Annotated in this window: 11 protein-coding genes; 6 read left to right on the top strand and 5 right to left on the bottom strand. The window is 72.0% G+C overall.

The features are described from left to right. Positions 1 to 253 precede the first annotated feature (253 nt). Positions 254 to 2,701, top strand: a complete 2,448-nt coding sequence (locus tag VF092_03120; GenBank protein ID HEX6746281.1) for a zinc-dependent metalloprotease — start codon at positions 254 to 256, stop codon at positions 2,699 to 2,701. 261 nt (positions 2,702 to 2,962) lie between these two features. Here the strand turns inward: VF092_03120 and VF092_03125 are convergent, their stop codons facing one another. Further along, entirely contained in the window at positions 2,963 to 3,817 is an 855-nt protein-coding gene (locus VF092_03125) for a hypothetical protein (protein HEX6746282.1), read from the bottom strand. 637 nt (positions 3,818 to 4,454) lie between these two features. Beyond that, positions 4,455 to 8,876 carry a hypothetical protein gene (locus VF092_03130; GenBank protein HEX6746283.1) on the bottom strand — a complete coding sequence of 1,474 codons (4,422 nt, stop codon included), beginning with the start codon at positions 8,874 to 8,876 and terminating at the stop codon, positions 4,455 to 4,457. Between the two features lie 141 nt (positions 8,877 to 9,017). On the opposite strand from VF092_03130, the gene VF092_03135 reads away from it, so the two are divergent. Then, on the top strand, positions 9,018 to 9,647 hold the full coding sequence (locus VF092_03135) for a hypothetical protein (GenBank protein HEX6746284.1): 630 nt from the start codon (positions 9,018 to 9,020) through the stop codon (positions 9,645 to 9,647). 384 nt (positions 9,648 to 10,031) lie between these two features. Further along, on the top strand, positions 10,032 to 10,733 hold the full coding sequence (locus VF092_03140; GenBank protein HEX6746285.1) for a lytic transglycosylase domain-containing protein: 702 nt from the start codon (positions 10,032 to 10,034) through the stop codon (positions 10,731 to 10,733). Positions 10,734 to 10,893: 160 nt separating this feature from the next. Here the strand turns inward: VF092_03140 and VF092_03145 are convergent, their stop codons facing one another. After that, a complete protein-coding gene (locus VF092_03145) occupies positions 10,894 to 12,030 on the bottom strand; it encodes a hypothetical protein (GenBank protein HEX6746286.1) in 1,137 nt (378 codons plus the stop codon). A gap of 212 nt (positions 12,031 to 12,242) precedes the next feature. Between VF092_03145 and VF092_03150 the strand changes: the two genes are divergently transcribed. Further along, entirely contained in the window at positions 12,243 to 13,595 is a 1,353-nt protein-coding gene (locus VF092_03150) for a CapA family protein (protein HEX6746287.1), read from the top strand. Between the two features lie 209 nt (positions 13,596 to 13,804). Here VF092_03150 and VF092_03155 read toward each other — a convergent pair whose 3' ends face one another. Then, entirely contained in the window at positions 13,805 to 14,398 is a 594-nt protein-coding gene (locus tag VF092_03155) for a C40 family peptidase (GenBank protein HEX6746288.1), read from the bottom strand. A gap of 440 nt (positions 14,399 to 14,838) precedes the next feature. On the opposite strand from VF092_03155, the gene VF092_03160 reads away from it, so the two are divergent. Together VF092_03160 and VF092_03165 are read left to right on the top strand one after the other, a co-directional pair. After that, the gene (locus tag VF092_03160) at positions 14,839 to 15,069 is read left to right on the top strand and encodes a type II toxin-antitoxin system prevent-host-death family antitoxin (protein HEX6746289.1); all 231 of its coding nucleotides are present in this window, start codon (positions 14,839 to 14,841) and stop codon (positions 15,067 to 15,069) included. A gap of 7 nt (positions 15,070 to 15,076) precedes the next feature. Continuing rightward, positions 15,077 to 15,460 (top strand): type II toxin-antitoxin system VapC family toxin, encoded by a 384-nt coding sequence (locus tag VF092_03165; GenBank protein ID HEX6746290.1) that lies wholly within the window; start codon positions 15,077 to 15,079, stop codon positions 15,458 to 15,460. Between the two features lie 76 nt (positions 15,461 to 15,536). On the opposite strand, the gene VF092_03170 is transcribed toward VF092_03165, so the two are convergent. Beyond that, positions 15,537 to 17,013: amidohydrolase family protein (locus VF092_03170; GenBank protein HEX6746291.1), on the bottom strand; the 1,477-nt coding region annotated here is incomplete at its 5' end.

The raw sequence follows: 17,013 nt of genomic DNA on the forward strand, positions 1-17,013 counted from the left end.
CTCGCCCCCGCGGAGATGCCGGCGCTTTGGAGCGGATATCCAGCCGGCCATGCCAGATCCTTCGGGCGCGCGGGAGATCGTGTGAAACGCTGCTTCGGTGCCCGCGCCCTCAGGATGACACCGGAACGGTGTCGAGCGACGGCCCGTGACCCCGATCCCCACCTGTTTGCCATCATCCCCGCGCGCTGCTAGGCTGTAACGCGTCCGCAACCTGGCGTCTGCTTCCCGATCCTCCCCGATCCCCATCGTTTCGATGAATCGTATCGCACTTGCCCTCTGCGGCGCGGTGCTGATGGCCGCGCCGGTGGCGGCGCGCGCGCAGCAGCCGGTGCCCTCCATCGCCGAGAAGACGCGGGGGATGGAGAAGAAGGACGGGTTCCTGCCGCTGTACTGGGACGCGAGCGCCGGGAAGCTGTGGATGGAGATCCCACGCACGGGCGCGGAGATGATCTACCAGGTGTCGCTCCCCGCGGGGATGGGGAGCAACGACGTGGGGCTGGACCGCGGCCAGCTCGGCGACACGCGCATCGTGCGCTTCGAGCGCAGCGGGCCGCGCGTGCTGATGGTGCAGCCCAACCAGAACTTCCGCGCCTCGTCCACCAACGCCGACGAGCGCCGCGACGTGGAGGACTCGTTCGCGCAGTCCGTGCTCTGGGGCTTCACCGTCGGCGCGGAGACGGACGGCCGCGTGCTCGTCGACGCGACGGAGTTCGCGCTGCGCGACGCGCACGGCGTGGTCGCCACGCTCAGGCGCGCGCGGCAGGGAGACTACAAGCTCGACGCGACCCGCAGCGCCTTCTATCTCCCGAATCTGAAAGCGTTTCCGCGCAACAGCGAGATCGAGGTCACGCTCACCTTCACCGGCGACAACCCCGGGCCGTGGGTGCGCGACGTGACGCCCACCCCCGAGGCCATCACCGTGCGCGAGCGCCACTCGTTCGTGCAGCTGCCCGAGGAGGGCTACGTCCCCCGGCGGAGCGACCCGCGCGCGGGGTACTTCGGCATCCAGTACGCCGACTACTCGGCGCCGATGGGGACGCCGCTGGAGCAGCGCTTCATCTCCCGCCACCGCCTCCGCAAGCGCGACCCCAATGCGGCGGTGAGCGAGCCGGTGCAGCCGATCGTGTACTACGTGGACCGCGGCGCGCCGGAGCCGATCCGCACGGCGCTGCTGGAGGGCGCGCGCTGGTGGAACCAGGCATTCGAGGCGGCGGGGTACCGCAACGCCTTCCGGGTGGAGATCGTGCCCGAGGGCGCGGACCCGATGGACGTGCGCTACAACACCATCCAGTGGGTGCACCGCGCCACGCGGGGATGGAGCTACGGCGCCAGCGTGGTCGATCCGCGCACGGGCGAGATCATCAAGGGCCACGTGTCGCTCGGCTCGCTGCGCGACCGCCAGGACTGGCTGATCGCCGAGGGCCTCCTCTCGCCCTACATCAACGGAGACGAGAACCCCGCGGAGCTGCAGCGGATGGTGCTGGCGCGCATCCGCCAGCTGGCGGCGCACGAGGTGGGGCACACGCTGGGGCTGGCGCACAACTACATCGCCAGCACGGAAGGACGCGTGTCGGTGATGGACTATCCCCATCCGCTGGCGCGGCTTACGGCGGACGGGCGCATCGACCTGTCCGACGCCTATCCGGAGGGGATCGGCGCGTGGGACAAGGTGGCGATCACCTGGGGATACGCGGACTTCGCGCCGGGGACGAACGAGGCGGCGGCGCTGGACCGCATCGTCACCGAGGCGCGCGGGCGGGGGCTGCTGTTCCTGACCGACCAGGACGCGCGGCCCACGGGGAGCGCGCACCCGCAGACGCACCTGTGGGATAACGGGGTGGATGCGGCCACCGAGTTGGCGCGAGTGATGGGGGTGCGGCGCGCGGCGCTGGCGCGGTTCGGCGAGCGGTCGATCCGCGCGGGGATGCCGCTGGCCACGATGGAGGAGGTGCTGGTGCCGCTCTACCTCCACCACCGCTACCAGGCCGAGGCGGCCACCAAGATGATCGGCGGGCAGTGGTACGCCTACAACCTGCGCGGCGATGGGCAGGACCCGCCGCACGCCGTCCCCGCGGCCGACCAGCGGCGCGCGCTGGCCGCCGTGCTGGCCACGGTCGCGCCGGCGGAGCTGGCGCTGCCGAAGCCGGTGCTCGACCGGCTGCCGCCGCGGCCGTTCACCTTCGAGAGCCACCGCGAGCTCTTCCCGCGCTACACCGGGCTGGTGTTCGACGCGGTGTCGCCGGCGGCGTCGGCGGCGGACATGACGTTCGGGCTGCTGCTGGACCCGCAGCGCGCGGCGCGGCTGGTGGAGCAGCACGCGCTCGACCCGTCGCTCCCCGGGCTGCGCGAGGTGCTGGACCGCGCGGCCGCCGCGGCGTTCGCCGACGCGGGCGAGGACGCGTACCGCCGCGAGCTGGCGCGCGCCGTCCAGCGCTCGTTCGTGGAGCGGCTGATGGACCTGGCGGCGGACGCGCCCATGCCGCAGGTGCGCGCCGAGGCGGCGCAGCGGCTGCGCGGCCTGCGCGACTCCTTCCGCGCGCGAAACTTCTCCGCCGACACCCCGCAGCGCGCGCACGAGCTGCTGCTGGCCGACGACATCGCCCGCTTCCTCGACCGCCCGTGGGAGACGCGCGAGCGCCGCCAGCCCCTCGCCCCGCCCCCCGGCTCCCCCATCGGCGACGGCGACGAGCACGACTGGTGATTTTCTCACGCGGAGCCGCGGAGCCGCGGAGAAAAACAGAAGGTCTCTCACAGAGGGCACGGAGGGCACAGAGGAGGTGGTCGTTTTCCTCCGTGTCCTCTGTGCCCTCTGTGAGAGATAAAGGATCTTGGCGATTCGAGACGAAAGCTCGGGTCGAGATGAGTTCTCCGCGACTCCGCGTCTCCGCGTGAGGCATAACAAAGCCGACGCCCCGGCGGATGCTTCCGCCGGGGCGTCGTGTTTCTTCTCGCGTGAAGGCGATCAGGAGACGGTGAACTTCTGCACCATGCCGTGCATGAAGTGCGGCTTGCCGTCGCGTGCGTCGGGGACGAAGCAGATCAGCACGTAGTCGCCCGGCGTGAAGTCGTGGCTGAACGACTGCACGTCGCCGTGCCGCATCCCCGCGATGCCGCCGATGGCGCTGGCCGGGGGTGGCCCCTGCATGTTCTGCATCCACGCCATCAGGTCGTCCACCGTCTTCCCCGGCGCCAGCTTGATCAGCTCCACCTCGTGCGACTGCTCGGCGCCGTTCTGCACGCGGATGGTGTGCGCGCCCGCGGTGATCGGCTGCGAGAGCGTGAAGGTGTAGTCGTTCAGCGTCATCGTCACGTCGCCCGTGGGCGCGGTCATCGCCGCGGGGGCCACGGCGGGGGTCACGCGCAGGAGCTTCACCATCCCCTTCATCACGTGCGGCACGTGGTCGGGGATGTCGACGAAGCAGAGGAGCGCGTAGGTGCCCGGCTGCAGCAGCATCGTGGCGTTGGCGTCCTTCCCCGGATCGGGGGCGTTGGGGCCGCCCGCCTCGTGCGCCCACGCCGGCAGCGGACCGGGGTTGCGCATGGCGGCCAGCAGGTCGTCGAGCGTCTTCCCCTCGTCCAGCTTCAGGATCTGCATGTGGTGCAGGTTCTGGCCGCGGTTCTCCAGGCGGAAGGTCACCAGCCCGGCGGGCACCTGGTCGGGCGCCTGGAACGCGAAGTCGCGCGCCACCACGGTCACCACGCGCGGCTTGGCGGCCGCGTTGCCCTGCGGCGTCGCCTCGGCGCGGCCGCACGCCGCCGCCACCACCACCGCGGCCGCCGTGATGCCGGCGGCCCGCACCTTCGTCCACGTGCTCATCTCGTCGAATCTCCTGTCGTGACAGCGGGGGCATCGTCCCCCGCGAAGCGTTCGTCTTGCCGGCGCGCGGCCGTCTCGATTACGGCGCGCGCGCACCGGCGGATCTCATCCGGACCCGGCCGTTCTCCCCGTTGCGGGAGATGCCGGCCGGCAGGCAGGGAACGGACCGCGCACGGCCCAGGTTTCAACCTTTCCGCAAGTCGTTGCAGGACAAAGAGGATGGAGAGCACGGCGGCTTCCGTGATGCGGCACGCGGGGCACAACTGCGGCGCGAAGTGAGGCACGATCGCCGCAGCACCGCGTTTTTTGCCGACGGATGGGCGCGTTCGGTATCGCCCCGCCCCCAAATCGATTTTCACACCGAAGACACAGAGTTAATCCGAACTCGGATGAAGTATTGGTGCGTCCGGTCGAATCGCGTGCTGACGCGGTTATAGATCCTTCGGCCTGCAGGTTCTTGTACAGACGCTGATTACGGTCTGGCCGGCCTCAGCCTCAGGATGACGTCAGCGTGGGATCCGCGCAGGGGCATCAACCGAATACCGGATTTCGTAAAAAGGAGAGGCACGGAGAACCGCGCTGAGTTCTCCGTGCCTCTCCGTTATCCTCTGTGTCTCCGTGGCCGTGTGAAAGCCTTTTATCCCCCGCCGCCGGCCAGGCGCGTCACGGGGTAGACCCACGAGAGCAGGAACTCGCGCACGGCGGGGAACTCGCTGCCGATCAGGGAGATGAGGGGGACCAGGCCGAAGACCACCAAGTTCATCACGAAGTGCAGGTCCCAGGTGATCTTCCCCGGTTCGGTATGGGCGATGCGGCTCAGCACGTCGTCGCGGTTCATCTCCACCATCACCTTCACCAGCGCGCCCACGGTCACCGCCAGCAGGGCGAAGAGGATCAGCTTCATCAGGCTCTGCGGCTCGTACGGATACGCGCCCGCGTGCAGCGTCACCAGGATCAGCGAGGCGAAGATGAAGAGCGCCAGCACGCGCATCTGGTTGATCACCGACTCGAGGTAGTCCACCACCTGCACGGCGGCGAACTCCTCGGCCGCACGCACCCACAGCGCCAGCTCGTCGCCCGCGGTGCGGCGGATGCGGCCGCTGGTGCTGGGGCCCTCGCCGAGCTCCGCCTTCTCCATCTGCTTCTTCACGCTCTCCACCTCGGCCGGTGCCGGCTCGCGGTCCCAGTACGCCTGCAGCACGGCCGCCAGCTGCACGAAGTTGCCGCCCACCGCCTCCTCCTGCCCCCACCGTCCCAATCCCGCCGCCGGCTGCGCCAGCCCGGCGTAGGCCAGCACGCCGTCGCGCAGGTCCTGCTCGGCCACGGCGGCGGGGGACGGCATGGGGAGGGTGATCAGCGCGCCGTGGATGCGCGACGCGCCTGCCGGCACCGGCTCCGCCTCGCCCGACGGCTGGGGAGAGGCCGCCTCGCCCGCCACCCCGGCGGGGACGGGGGCGGCGCCCACCACCTTCATGACCCGCACCGCGTTGCGGTTCACCAGCGCCTCGGAGAGCGCCTTCAGGTGCCGCCACTGCGTCGCCGCCACGGGGGCCACCACGGAGGAGCGGGGGACGCCCAGGAAGGCAAGCCGCGTCAGCCGCGCGACCCGTCGCGGGAGCCGCTCGAAGGCGGTGATCAGCGGCGTTCCCGACATCGCGTGGAGGGTGCGGCGCAGGCCCGACCAGACCGCCAGCAGCCGGTAGACGGCCCACGCGGTGGTGGCCACCATCGCGATCAGACCGAAGCGGTAGAGCGCGTCGAACGACGCCCCGAAGCCCGCCAAGTGTTCCACCGCGCGGTAGCGGCTGAGGACCACGCAGAGCGAGGCCAGCCCCAGCCCCAGCGCCAGCACGGCCGCGCCTCCGTCGGGGACCAGCCGCGACAGGCGGTCGCGCACCTGCCGCACGCCCTCCACCGCGCGCCGCGGGAGCGCGGTCGACCATTCGGCGGGGCCGTCGGCGGCGTCGCGATCGTTCTTCGCGGGGTCGTGCGTGGCGTCGAGCTCCAGGCAGGCGGCCTCGAACGAGGTCACGTGCCGCTGCGCGCGCACGCGGCGCAGGTGCCAGCGCGACCAGGCCGCGAACGCGGCCGCGGACAGCAGCAGCGGCAGGATGGGCGACATCCCCCCGTCCAGCCGCCAGCCGCGGTGGAAGAGCAGGGCAAAGGGGACCGGGTCTTCGGCGACGGCCACGGCGGCCACCTCCCACGCGTACCAGAGGGTCAGCCCCAGGTAGCCGGCGGTGCTCACCAGCACCGCGTAGCGGGCGGCCACGTTCAGCCGCCACAGGTCCAGCCGCTTGTGGCGCTCCTCCCCGCACGTCTCCATCGCGCGGTGGTACTGGGCGATCCAGCGCACCAGCGAGGTGGCGGCCGCGACCACGCCGGCGCCGAGCACGGTACCCGCGGCCGCGCACAGCGCCACCGCCAGCGCCGCGATGCGTCCCGCCGCGGGCGCCAGGAAGTAGCCCGCCGCGACCAGCGCGATCCCCGCGGCGCAGAGCCAGCCGATCCCCGCCCAGACGTGGCGCCGCGCGGGGCGCAGCGCGCGCCGCCCGTCTCCGCCGCGCGGGCGCACCTGCAGCGCCCCGGCGACGGCGCACCCGGCCAGCAGCAGCATCCCCGCGGCGGCCACGGCCAGCGCCGCGTGGGGGCTCACCAGCAGGCGCGTCTCCTCACGGGCGGCCGAGTTCACCACCTGCAGGAGCGCCGAGGCGGCCACCAGCGTGCCGGGGAACAGTCCCCCGAACACGGCCACGCCGAAGACCATCCGGTACAGCGCCTCCTGCAGGCGCAGCCCGCCCCACTCTGCGCGCCGCGACAGCAGCAGCCCTTGGCGGTACCGGGTCCCAGGCCCCTCGACCTCGGCCAGCGCCGTTGCTTGCGCGGGGGTGACGGGCGACGGGTGCCCGCCGCGGGCCAGCGCGCGCAGCGCGTCGCACTGCTCCGGCGTCAGTGTGGAGTCGTGCGCCGCGCGCGGGATGCAGCTGACGGCGCGGAGACGGGTGAGCTGGTCCTCCGTCAGCCGCCCGCGCCGCCCCGCGTCCGCCAGCCCCCTGGTCCACCGCAGCGAGCGACGCAGCCCCGCGAACAGCCGCCGGTCGCCGTACGCGTCGGCGCGCAGCCCGAGCGCGGAGCCCAGGGTGGAGTAGAGGAACCAGGCGGCGGCCACCAGGATGGCGATCAGCAGCACGCCGGTCATGAAGTCGATGCGCGGGTCGGGCGCGGCGTACGGCGCCGCGGTCGTGTCCGACGGCGAGGCGTAGCCGCTTCCCACCGGGTCCAGCCGCAGCGGCATCAGCCCCGGGCTTCCCACCATCCCGATCCACACCGGCGGGTGGTGCGCGCCGCGGCTGCCGTCGGGATACGCGTAGTCCAGCAGCCCGCGCGATCCCAAGTGCATCAGCGCGGCGTTGTACACGCCCTGCGCGTAGTCGCTGGAGAAGGGGACCACCTCGCGGCCGCCGCTCCACAGCTGCGTCTCGGGGACGAGGGGATAGCTGGAGAGCACCACCATCCCGCGCAGGTCGCGGTTGTACTCGGGGGTCAGGTAGAGCGCGTTGTTCTCCAGCGCCACGAAGTACACGTCGCGCAGGCGGTTGCGCAGCTCCGAGGCGAGGAACAGCCGGTCGCGCACGTCCGACGCGGCGATGGCCACCGCGCGGATGTTGTGGCTGCGCAGCGTGTGGGCGATCTGGTCGAGCACCAGGTCCACCGCGGCCGCGGTCAGGCGCGAGGCCACGGGCGGCGTCTCCATCGGCCGCGCGCCGTCGGTCAGCGAGAGCGAGAGCCCCGTGCCCGCCCCCTCGTTCTGCGGCTGGCGGGCCAGGCGCAGCCGGTCGGCGTAGTCGTCGCGCAGCGTGCCGATGTTCATGGGGAACGACAGCCGCAGCGCCTTGGTCTCCTCGGGCTTGCTGCCGCCGGCCTGCTTGATCGCGTGCTCGTCGGTGGCCTGCACCGCCGGCCCGCGCTCGGCGGCCGAATCGGTCTCGTGCGCCTGCGGCTGGATCGTCCCCGCGCGGAGCGCCGTGTCGGGCGGCTCGGGGCGATCGGGCCCGGCGCGGGGCTTGGCCTCCACGGGCGAGCCGGGATCCCAGATGCGCCCGTAGGCGGTGGAGCCCTCCACCAGGATCGCCAGCTCCTCGCGCTGCAGCCCCAGGCCGGGGAGCACGTCGCGGAGGAGCGCGCGGCGCAGTTCCTCGTCGGAGTTGACCGTGGCCGCGAAGTCGAACCCCTTCCCCTTCGAGAAGATCTCCCGGTTCACCGACCCCGTGGCCGACCCGGTGACGACGCTGGCGATGCGGGTGGAGTCGCCGCCCTGCCAGCGCTGCAGCAGCGCGGCCAAGCCGGCGGACGAGCCGGTGAAGGTGGGGCCCACCAGGTGCAGCGTGTCGGCGGCCGGCTTGGCCTTGCCGGCCCCGGAGCCGAGCCGCGCCGGGTCGCCCGCGTAGCGGCCCAGCAGCAGGTCGCGCTCCGCCAGCGCGCGCGCCAGCGCCCGCGGGTGCACGCCCGCGGTGGGCACCTCGCCGACCAGGTAGAGGAGGCGGTAGCGCGGCGCGGCGGGGGTGATCTCGGCCTCGGTGGAGCGGAAGAGGATCACCCCGGGATACGCCTCGCGCACGCGGCTGCGGGCGCTGTCGGCGACGACCGAGTCGGCGCGCACCACCCAGGGGAGCCACATCCGGTCGACCACGTAGTTCGACTGCTCGTGGGCGCGCCGCAGCGACTCGAGCATGGCGTCGTACGCCCAGTCCTCGTGCGAGTCCACGGGGTCGGGGATGGTGGCCACCATCACCGCCAGCGAGTCGGCCGGCTGGTTCACGAGGTACGGGTCGTCCGCGGGCTCGCCCAGGCTGGCGGCCAGCAGCTTCATCCCCATGTGCTCGTAGCGCCCGGGCGGCGCCAGCGTCGACTCGGCCTTCTTCGCCTCCTGCGCCGCGGGGGCGGAGACGCTGCCGGCGCGCTCGACGGCGGCCGCGCCGCCGCCCATGGAGCGCGCGATGATCCCGACGGCGGCCACGGCCGCGGTCAGGGTGAGGGCGGTGGTGCGTGCTTCGGACATCGGAGGGGTCCTGCAAGGCGGTGCGGAGGACGGCCGGGCCGCCCCTGACGGGCGGCCGCGAGGAACGTCTGTGTCTGAATCTACCCGGCCCGACGGATTGCGCCAAGACTTCCGGCGCGCCTCTTGCCGTGCGCTCCGGTCATGTCTACTCCGCGCATCTTCCTTCTCTCCCCGGCGTTCGCGGGCGGCAAGCGTGGCCAGCTGGTGATGCGCGACGCGGCGTCGTTCCCGCTGGCGAAGCAGCTGCGCACGCCCGAGGGGGCCGAGCTGGGCGAGGTGTTCTCGTTCCTCAGCGGCCTCTACTTCAGGGGAAAGATGGCCTACGTGCGGCGTTTTTCCGCTCCGCCGCCGGGGCTGCCCGGCGCGCTGGTGATCACCCCCACGCGCGGGCTGGTGCCGCCGGACGCGCCGATCGGGATCGAGATCCTGCGCGAGTTCGCGGGCGGCGCGATCGAGCTGCACGACCGCCGATATCGCGACACGCTCGAGACGCACGCCCGCGCGCTGGCCGAGCACGCCGGCGACGCCCTGATGGTGCTGCTCGGCAGCATCGCGTCGGGGAAGTACGTCGACGTGCTGTCCGGGATCTACGGCGAGCGCCTGGTCTTTCCCGTGGACTTCGTGGGGCGCGGCGACATGAGCCGCGGCGGCCTGATGCTGCGCGCCGCCGAGTCCGGCGAGGAGCTCGAGTACGTCCCCGTCATCGGCGCCCGGCGCCACGGCGCGCGGCCGCCGAAGCTGGAGCCGAGGCGGTGGAAGAAACGCGTCTGAGTGCGAAAGTGCGAAAGTGCGAAAGTGCGTGAGTGCTGAGTGGTGAGTGCTGAGGCTTCGGCTCGCGGATGTCGATGGTGCGCACGGATGCGGCGTCCGCAGCCTGCGCAGCAGGCTTCCCAATGTTCCAGCCGCGCGTTTACGCGCCCGTTCGATACCCGCCCTTCCCGATCCTCATCCCAATTCCCATCCCGATCCTCATCTCCATCTCACAATCACCCCATCACCCGCCTATTTCCTGATCTTTCTTACCGTCCAGAGCGGGTGGATACGGCTCGACGCGAGCGAACGCCTGGTGTCGAGCGGTGGCCGAGGGTTGACGCGGCGGCGGACGCGTGCCAGAATGGCGCACCGTTGGCCCACAGAATCGAGGAGGAATCACGCTTGAGCACGACGAACGTGATCGTTCGCCCGCGCTTCGGCGGGCTGCGCCGGCCCGTGGGGGCGGCGCTGTGCCTGGCGCTCTGCGCCGGCTCCGTGGCGCCCGCGGGCTCGCAGCAGGGCCCGCGCGGGCCGCGGCTGGCCGGCGTCCGCGCCGACAGCGCGCGACAGTTGCGCAAGCCCGAGGGCGGCTTCTCGCGCGAGTTCTGGACGTGGCTGCGCGACGAGGCGCGCCGCTTCCGCGAGCTGAACGGCGGCCCCTTCGCCTTCGCGCTGCGCTACCGCATCTCCGGCGACCTGGCCCGCGAGATCCACGACGCCGCGCGCGAGGAGGGGATCGACCCCGACCTGGCGTTCCGGCTGGTGCGCGTGGAAAGCATGTTCAACCCGCGCGCGCGCAGCCCCGTCGGCGCGCTGGGCCTCACCCAGCTGATGCCCGGCACCGCGCGCTGGTTCGACCGCAGCCTCACCCGCGAGGGCATCCTGGAGCCCCGCACCAACCTGCGCGTCGGCTTCCGCTATCTCCACCGCCTGATCGACAAATACGGCGGCGACCTGCAACTGGCGCTCCTGGCCTACAACCGCGGCGACGGCGCGGTCGACCGCGACCTGGCCCGCGGCCGCAACCCCGAGAACGGCTACTCGCGCCGCGTCCTCGGCGTCGGCTTCGACCGCTACGCCGGCACCGGCCTGTCCTCGCGCTGACGGGCTTCGCGGGTGATGACGACGACGGCGCCGCTCCAAACCCGGGGCGGCGCCGCTGCTTTGGTGGAATCTCACGCGGAGGCGCGGAGACGCGGAAACGACCAGGCGCGGAGATGGCGATCGCATCTCCGCGCCTTCGTTGTTCGCTGCCGATCGGCGTTCAGCCGGCGGCGGGCGGGTCGGTGGATTCCGGGGACGGCGAGTCGCCATATCCCGAAGTGGAGCCCGCCGCGGCCGCGACGGGCTCGCCTTCCACATCCGCATCCCCATCTCCCGAAGATGCCGTCGGTGATGCGGTGCCGGCGCCCGCTGCGTCCTTCGCGCCGACGATGGGGAGGTTGCCCACGGCCACGGTGCCCGCGGGTGCCGCGTCCGCCTCGGCGGCGCCGGTCTCGGGGACCAGCGTGTTCAGGATCTTCTGCAGCTCGCCGGTGATGTCGCCCGCGGCCGCGCCGGAGGAGATCTGCTGCTGCAGCCGCACCAGGCGCCCGGCCAGCGTGACCTTCCCCTGGTTGCTCTCCTCGTTGGCGCGGACCTGCGCCGCCCGCTCGCGCTGCGCGATCTCGTCCCTCGGGCTGGGACGGAACAGCGCTTCCACCGTCTCCACCAGCTTGATCAGGATGCGGTAGACCGCCGAGGCCGAGAAGCCCCCCAACAGGGCCAGCGTCGGCTTGCCCAGCGCCGCGATCGCGCTGTCTTTCGGAACCGGCACCAGCACGGCCAGGATGAGCCCCGCCATGATCCCCAGCAGGAAGCGGATCCAGTATCCCGGCTCGTGCTTGGGATCGTATGTGCGCTTGACGATGTAGTCGCTCACCTGCATGAGCATGGCGAACGAGGCGCCCATGGCCGCGGCGGAGACGAACCACACCTCCAGCGCGATCGCGGTCGGCCCCGTCGCCTTCAGGAGGTCGGCCGTGCCGTCGTTGACCACGTCGGAGACGTTCACCGCCAGGAAGAGCAGCACCGAGATGGCCGCCACCAGCATCATCCGCCGCACCACGCCCGCGTGGCCGAGCCAGGCGAGCCGCTTCAGGTCGTGGCCTTCGTCGCCCAGCGCGAGCAGCGCGCGAGGGGTGGCGGGGGCCACGAGCACCACCAGCTGCGAGTGGACGCGCGCAAGCGCGGCCATCTCGGCCGGGCCGGGCGAGGCGACCTGGCGGATCCGCTCCATCTCGCCCAGCAGCGAGGGAGAGACCTTCATCCCAGAGGCCAGCGCGAAACGCGCCATCACGGCGCACTCGTGCATCACCTGCTCGTGCAGGTCGGCGGCGCGCAGGGGAGAATGGGAAGCCATGCGGATTCGGGGGACGGGAGGGAGATGAAAATCGATTGCAGTGCATCAGTTTAGCGTGTTTCGGGCCGCATGTGAACCCTTTTCTTCGCCAACGCATGATCCGGCATCGACTTCGGTGATGCAAAGCTACGAAATGATCCCTCCTCCCGCGCCCGCGATGTTATCTTGAGACGGCGATCCCGTCGTCCCGACGCACCCACCCGCTCGCACCCGTGAAGACGACCCACCTTCTCCTGGCCGCGGCGCTCGCGGCCCTCGCGGCGCCGGCGCGCGCGCAGGACACCATCCCGCGCCCCGCCGCCGACACCGCGCGCGCCGACACGATGCTCGTGGGCGGCGACACGATCATCATGCGCCGCAGCACCGCCCCTTCCGGCGCACGCGACAGCGGGCGCGCTCGCCCGCGCGACGGGATGCGCCGGCGCGATTCCGTGCGCCGCGAAGGCGCGCGCCGGCAGCCGCGCCCGGAGCGCGTCGCGGCGGATACGACGGCCCGCGGCCCGCGCGTCTGCGCCGGCGGCGACGTGACGCTGGGGACGAACCTAGACACCACCTGGGTCTTTACCGCGTCGGCGCGACTGGGGCGGCGCGTGGCCGCGTTCCCCAGCGCCGACTCGCTGCTGGCGCCGCTGCGGCCGCTGCTGCAGGACGCCGACGTGGTGATGCTGAACGTGGAGAGCGCCATCGGCGAAGGCGCGCCCGGACGGCGGAAGTGCGCGCCCAACTCCAACACCTGCTTCGCCTTCCGCTCGCCCGTGGCCGCGGCGGGCGCGCTGCGGCGCGTGGCGGGCGCCGCGCCGTTCGTCGGCAACGTGGCCAACAACCACGCGCGCGACGCCGGCGACGCGGGGTGGTACGCGACCATGCGGCACCTGCGCGACGCGGGCGGCTCCGTCACCGGCGCGGACACGCTGGCCGCGGTGGTCGAGGCCGCGAACGGCGACACCGTCGCGTTCCTCGGCTTCAGCCCGTGGACGGGGCCGGACCCGCGCAATCTCGCCGCGGTGCGGCGGCACGTCGCCCGGGCGGCGGCGCGGTATCCCTACGTCGTCGTGAGCGTGCACATCGGCGCGGAGGGGCGGGGCGCGCAGCACGTGTACAACGCCACGGAGATCTTCCTGGGCGAGGACCGCGGCAACTCCGTCGCGTTCGCGCACGCGGCCATCGACGCGGGCGCCAGCGTGGTGTTCGGCCACGGCCCGCACGTGATGCGCGCGGCCGAGTGGTACCGCGGCGGGCTGATCTTCTACTCGCTGGGGAACCTGCTGACGTACGGGCCCTTCACCCTGTCGGACCCGATGAACCGCGGCGGCATCGCCTGCGCGGACCTGCAGCCGGCGGGCGGCGTGTCGTACGCCGAGCTACGGTCGACGCGGCAGACGCCGCCGGGCCTCGTCGCCCCCGACGCGGCGGGTACGGCGGCGCAGCTGGTCGACGCGCTGGGGCTGCAGGACTTCCCCGCCACCGTCGCGCGCGTCACGCCGGACGGGCTGATGGCGCGCGCCGGCACCCTCCCCGCCGAAGGCGCGCCGTCCGCGACCGGCCCGCGGCGGCGCCAGCGCTAGTTGCGTCGCGCGAGGACGAACGACTGTGCATCGAATCACGAATGAAATGAATCACACGGAGGAAACGGAGGGAACGGAGGACTGACCTGAGTTCCTCCGTTTCCTCCGTTCCCTCCGTGTGATTCAATGCTGTTGGGATGACTTGGGGAAACGAAGAAGGCCCGCGACTGCATCGAGGCGCGGGCCCTTCTCTCGTGTGGCGATGCGAATCAGTGGCTGCCGCGCGCCGTCGTGTCCGTGCGCGCGGCCACCGCCGTGGCGCTGTCGTCGTCGGTGAGGAGGCGGCGGACGCCGTACCAGGCGCGCACCAGGTGCGACGCGGGGCGGTCCAGGTTGGCCTCCACGATGCGGCCGCTCCCGCTGCTGGCGTGGATGAAGCGGCCGTTGCCGATGTACATCCCCACGTGCGTGACGCGGCCGCCGCGCCCGAAGGTCAGGATGTCGCCCGGGCGCAGCTGCGACGGGTCGCGCGGCACCTCGCGGCCGGCCTGCGCCTGCTGCGCGGCCGTGCGGGGGAGCTCGTAGCCCATCGCCCGCATCAGGTACTTCAGGAAGCCGCTGCAGTCGAAGCCGCTGGGCGTGGTGCCGCCGAAGATGTAGCGGCGCCCGAGCTGCTGCCGCGCCAGCTGCACCACCGAGTCGCGGCGGGCGACCGCGCGAGGGGGCGTGCGCCGCGCGATCGCGACCACGGGGGCCGGCGCCGGGGCCGGGCGGACGATTTCCTGCGCGCTCAGCGCGGCCGGCAGCATCAGCAGTCCGGCGCAGGCGAGCGCGCGCAGTGCGTTTCCGCGTTGCTGGATCAAGGCGCTGTGTGCTTTGGGGTCCATGACGGATCGGCGCTGGGTGACCGAGGTCCGGGTGGCATCCCCGCCCTCGAGCGGGGGATGGCCGCGGCGCGCCGATACGGAACGAGCACTCTGCTTGGTTGAGCGGGGGCCAACCTACGCCCCGCTCATCGCCCCGTCAAACCCCTTCGGTCCGCGCGCGAACGGGATAATCTGACAAGTGACTGCTACGCAACCTGATACAAGCTGGGCCAGCGGCGTATTCTAATCCTCTCTTCGGTTGCCAATGTGGGGAAATCGCCGCCCCAGCGTGGGGAGGTGCTGGCGAGTGTCGGCTCAGCTTCCGCGACGAGTGAAGGTGAGATCGAGGACAGGATGATCAACCACGGCGACGACGCTTCCGCAGCAGATCAGGATTAGCTAGATTGGTTAGCTAACTCAACGGGAGATTGCACAAGATGATCGTCACCATCCACGCCGCCAAGACGAATCTCTCCAAGCTCATCGAGCAGGCCTGCGCAGGCGAGGAGATCGTGATCGCGCGCGGCAGCGAGCCGGTGGTGAGGTTGATTCCGGTGAACCGGGCCGAGCCACAGCGGAAGCCAGGCACCCTCAAGGGCGAGCTCGTCGTACCGGACGAGTTCTTCGAGCCCTTGCCTCAGGATGAACTGGAAGCCTGGGAGCAGTAGCGTGCGGATGCTCCTCGATACCCACACGCTATTGTGGTGGCTCTCCGACGACGAGCGTCTCCCGCAACGCGCCCGGGACGTGATCCTTGATGCGACAAACGAGGTGTTCGTCAGCGCAGCTTCGGCTTGGGAAGTCGCCACCAAGTTCCGACTCGGCAAGCTGCCCACCGCAACGCGTCTGGCTCACGATTTTGCAGGCCAGCTGCGGTCGCAACGGTTCGAACCGCTTCCAGTGACCATCGAGCATGGTCAGCGTGCGGGACTGCTTGCCGGTCCGCACAAGGACCCGTTCGACCGCATGCTCATTGCCCAAGCGCAGGCGGAGAACCTGGTGCTCGTGTCGAACGAGGAGTTGTTCGACAGCTACGGTGTCGTGCGCCTCTGGACCTGATTCTCGGGATGGGCAACAGAAGCGGGGCGCGCCGGCGATCGGCGCGCCCCGCTTCTCGCGCGGAGACACGCGCCGGTTAGTGCGGGTACTCCAGCTCCTCGCGCGTCCAGACCTCGCCGCCGCGGGCGACCAGGCGCACGCGGCGGAGGTTGGCGACGGAGGCGAGCGGGTCCGCGTCGAGCACGACGAGGTCTGCGAGCTTGCCGGGCTCCAGCGTGCCGATGTCCGTCCGCCGCATCGCGCGCGCGGCGTTGCGCGTCGAGGCCACCAGCACCTCCATCGGCGTCATCCCCGCCTCGGCCATCGCCTCCATCTCGTGGAACACCGAGGCGCCGTGCAGCGTCAGCGGGTTCCCCGCGTCCGTGCCCATGGCGATGGGGATGCCGGCGTCGCGCACGCGGCGCAGGTTGGCGTTCATCACCTGGCGGTTCGCGGCGATGCGCTGGCGGACCGCCGCCATCCGCGCCTCCGGCAGCGCGCCGGGGAGCGAGTCGGTGAGCGCCGCCTTGTAACGCGTGTCGGGGTCGACGCACTCCATCGGCACGCCGGTGGCGTCGAAGTGCCGCCCGTACAGCATCACGTACCCTTCCGTCACCGTCAGCGTCGGCGTGTACGTCGCCCCCGCCTGCCTGGCCAGCGCGATGAACTCGTCGTCCACCGGCGCGTCGTCCACCGAGTGCACGAGCAGTTTCGCGCCGGCGCGGAGCGCGTCCTTCGCCTGCCAGAGATCCGTCGCGTGCACGATCAGCGGGATCCCCGCGCGCCGCGCCTCGGCCGCGGCGATGCGCAGCCGCGCCTTGAACTGCGTGGTGTCGGGAGACGGCGGACCGGCCAGGTACCAGACCTTGATCGCGTCGCTGCCGTTGTGGACCATCATCCGCGCGCCCGCCAGCGTGGCCGAGTCGCTCCCCATGAACACGAACTGGCGCGCGGCGGGCACGTTCACCCAGTGGTCGAGGGTGGAGAGGAGCGGCCCGGCGGCGGCCACGTGCGGCGCGGCGTTGCTGGCCTCGGCGCGCGCCCGCAGCGGCCACGTCCACGGGTAGCCGCCCACGTCGAAGGTGGCCGTCACCCCGGCGCAGAGGTAGCTGCGGAAGAAGCGCTCCGGGTGCTGCTCGAGGACGGAGACGATGCTGTCGTACGGGAAGCGCGCCCGCACGTCGCGCGAGTCCGGCCGCCCGTCGGCCCACCCGGTCTGCGAGTAGTGCACGTGCGCGTCGACCAGCCCGGGGATGATCCACTTCCCGCGCGCGTCGATCACCTCCACGTCGGGCGCGACCGCGCACTGGCCCACGCACTCGATCGTCCCCCCGCGCATCACCACCGTCGCATCCCGTTTCGGCGGCGCGCCCGTGCCGTCGACCACCGTGGCGTGCGTCAGCGCGAACGCCGGCACCGGCCGGTCGCCGGGCGAGCCGAACGCGGTGCTCACCGCCACCTTCCAGCTCCCGTCCGGCTGCCGCGCCATCACCCGCTCCGACACGCCGCGCGACGTCTGCCCCTGCGTCACCCGGTAGCGGTAGGTGCCGTAGACCACGCCGGGCGCGACGGGG

It is taken from the genome of Longimicrobium sp. (genome assembly GCA_036377595.1).
Taxonomy (GTDB): Bacteria; Gemmatimonadota; Gemmatimonadetes; order Longimicrobiales; family Longimicrobiaceae; genus Longimicrobium.

Excerpts from the sequence above, each read along its gene's own strand:
- VF092_03120 (HEX6746281.1), top strand. The coding sequence starts at position 254 with ATGAATCGTATCGCACTTGCCCTCTGCGGCGCGGTGCTGATGGCCGCG.
- VF092_03125 (HEX6746282.1), bottom strand. The coding sequence starts at position 3,817 with ATGAGCACGTGGACGAAGGTGCGGGCCGCCGGCATCACGGCGGCCGCG.
- VF092_03130 (HEX6746283.1), bottom strand. The coding sequence starts at position 8,876 with ATGTCCGAAGCACGCACCACCGCCCTCACCCTGACCGCGGCCGTGGCC.
- VF092_03135 (HEX6746284.1), top strand. The coding sequence starts at position 9,018 with ATGTCTACTCCGCGCATCTTCCTTCTCTCCCCGGCGTTCGCGGGCGGC.
- VF092_03145 (HEX6746286.1), bottom strand. The coding sequence starts at position 12,030 with ATGGCTTCCCATTCTCCCCTGCGCGCCGCCGACCTGCACGAGCAGGTG.
- VF092_03160 (HEX6746289.1), top strand. The coding sequence starts at position 14,839 with ATGATCGTCACCATCCACGCCGCCAAGACGAATCTCTCCAAGCTCATC.
- VF092_03165 (HEX6746290.1), top strand. The coding sequence starts at position 15,077 with ATGCTCCTCGATACCCACACGCTATTGTGGTGGCTCTCCGACGACGAG.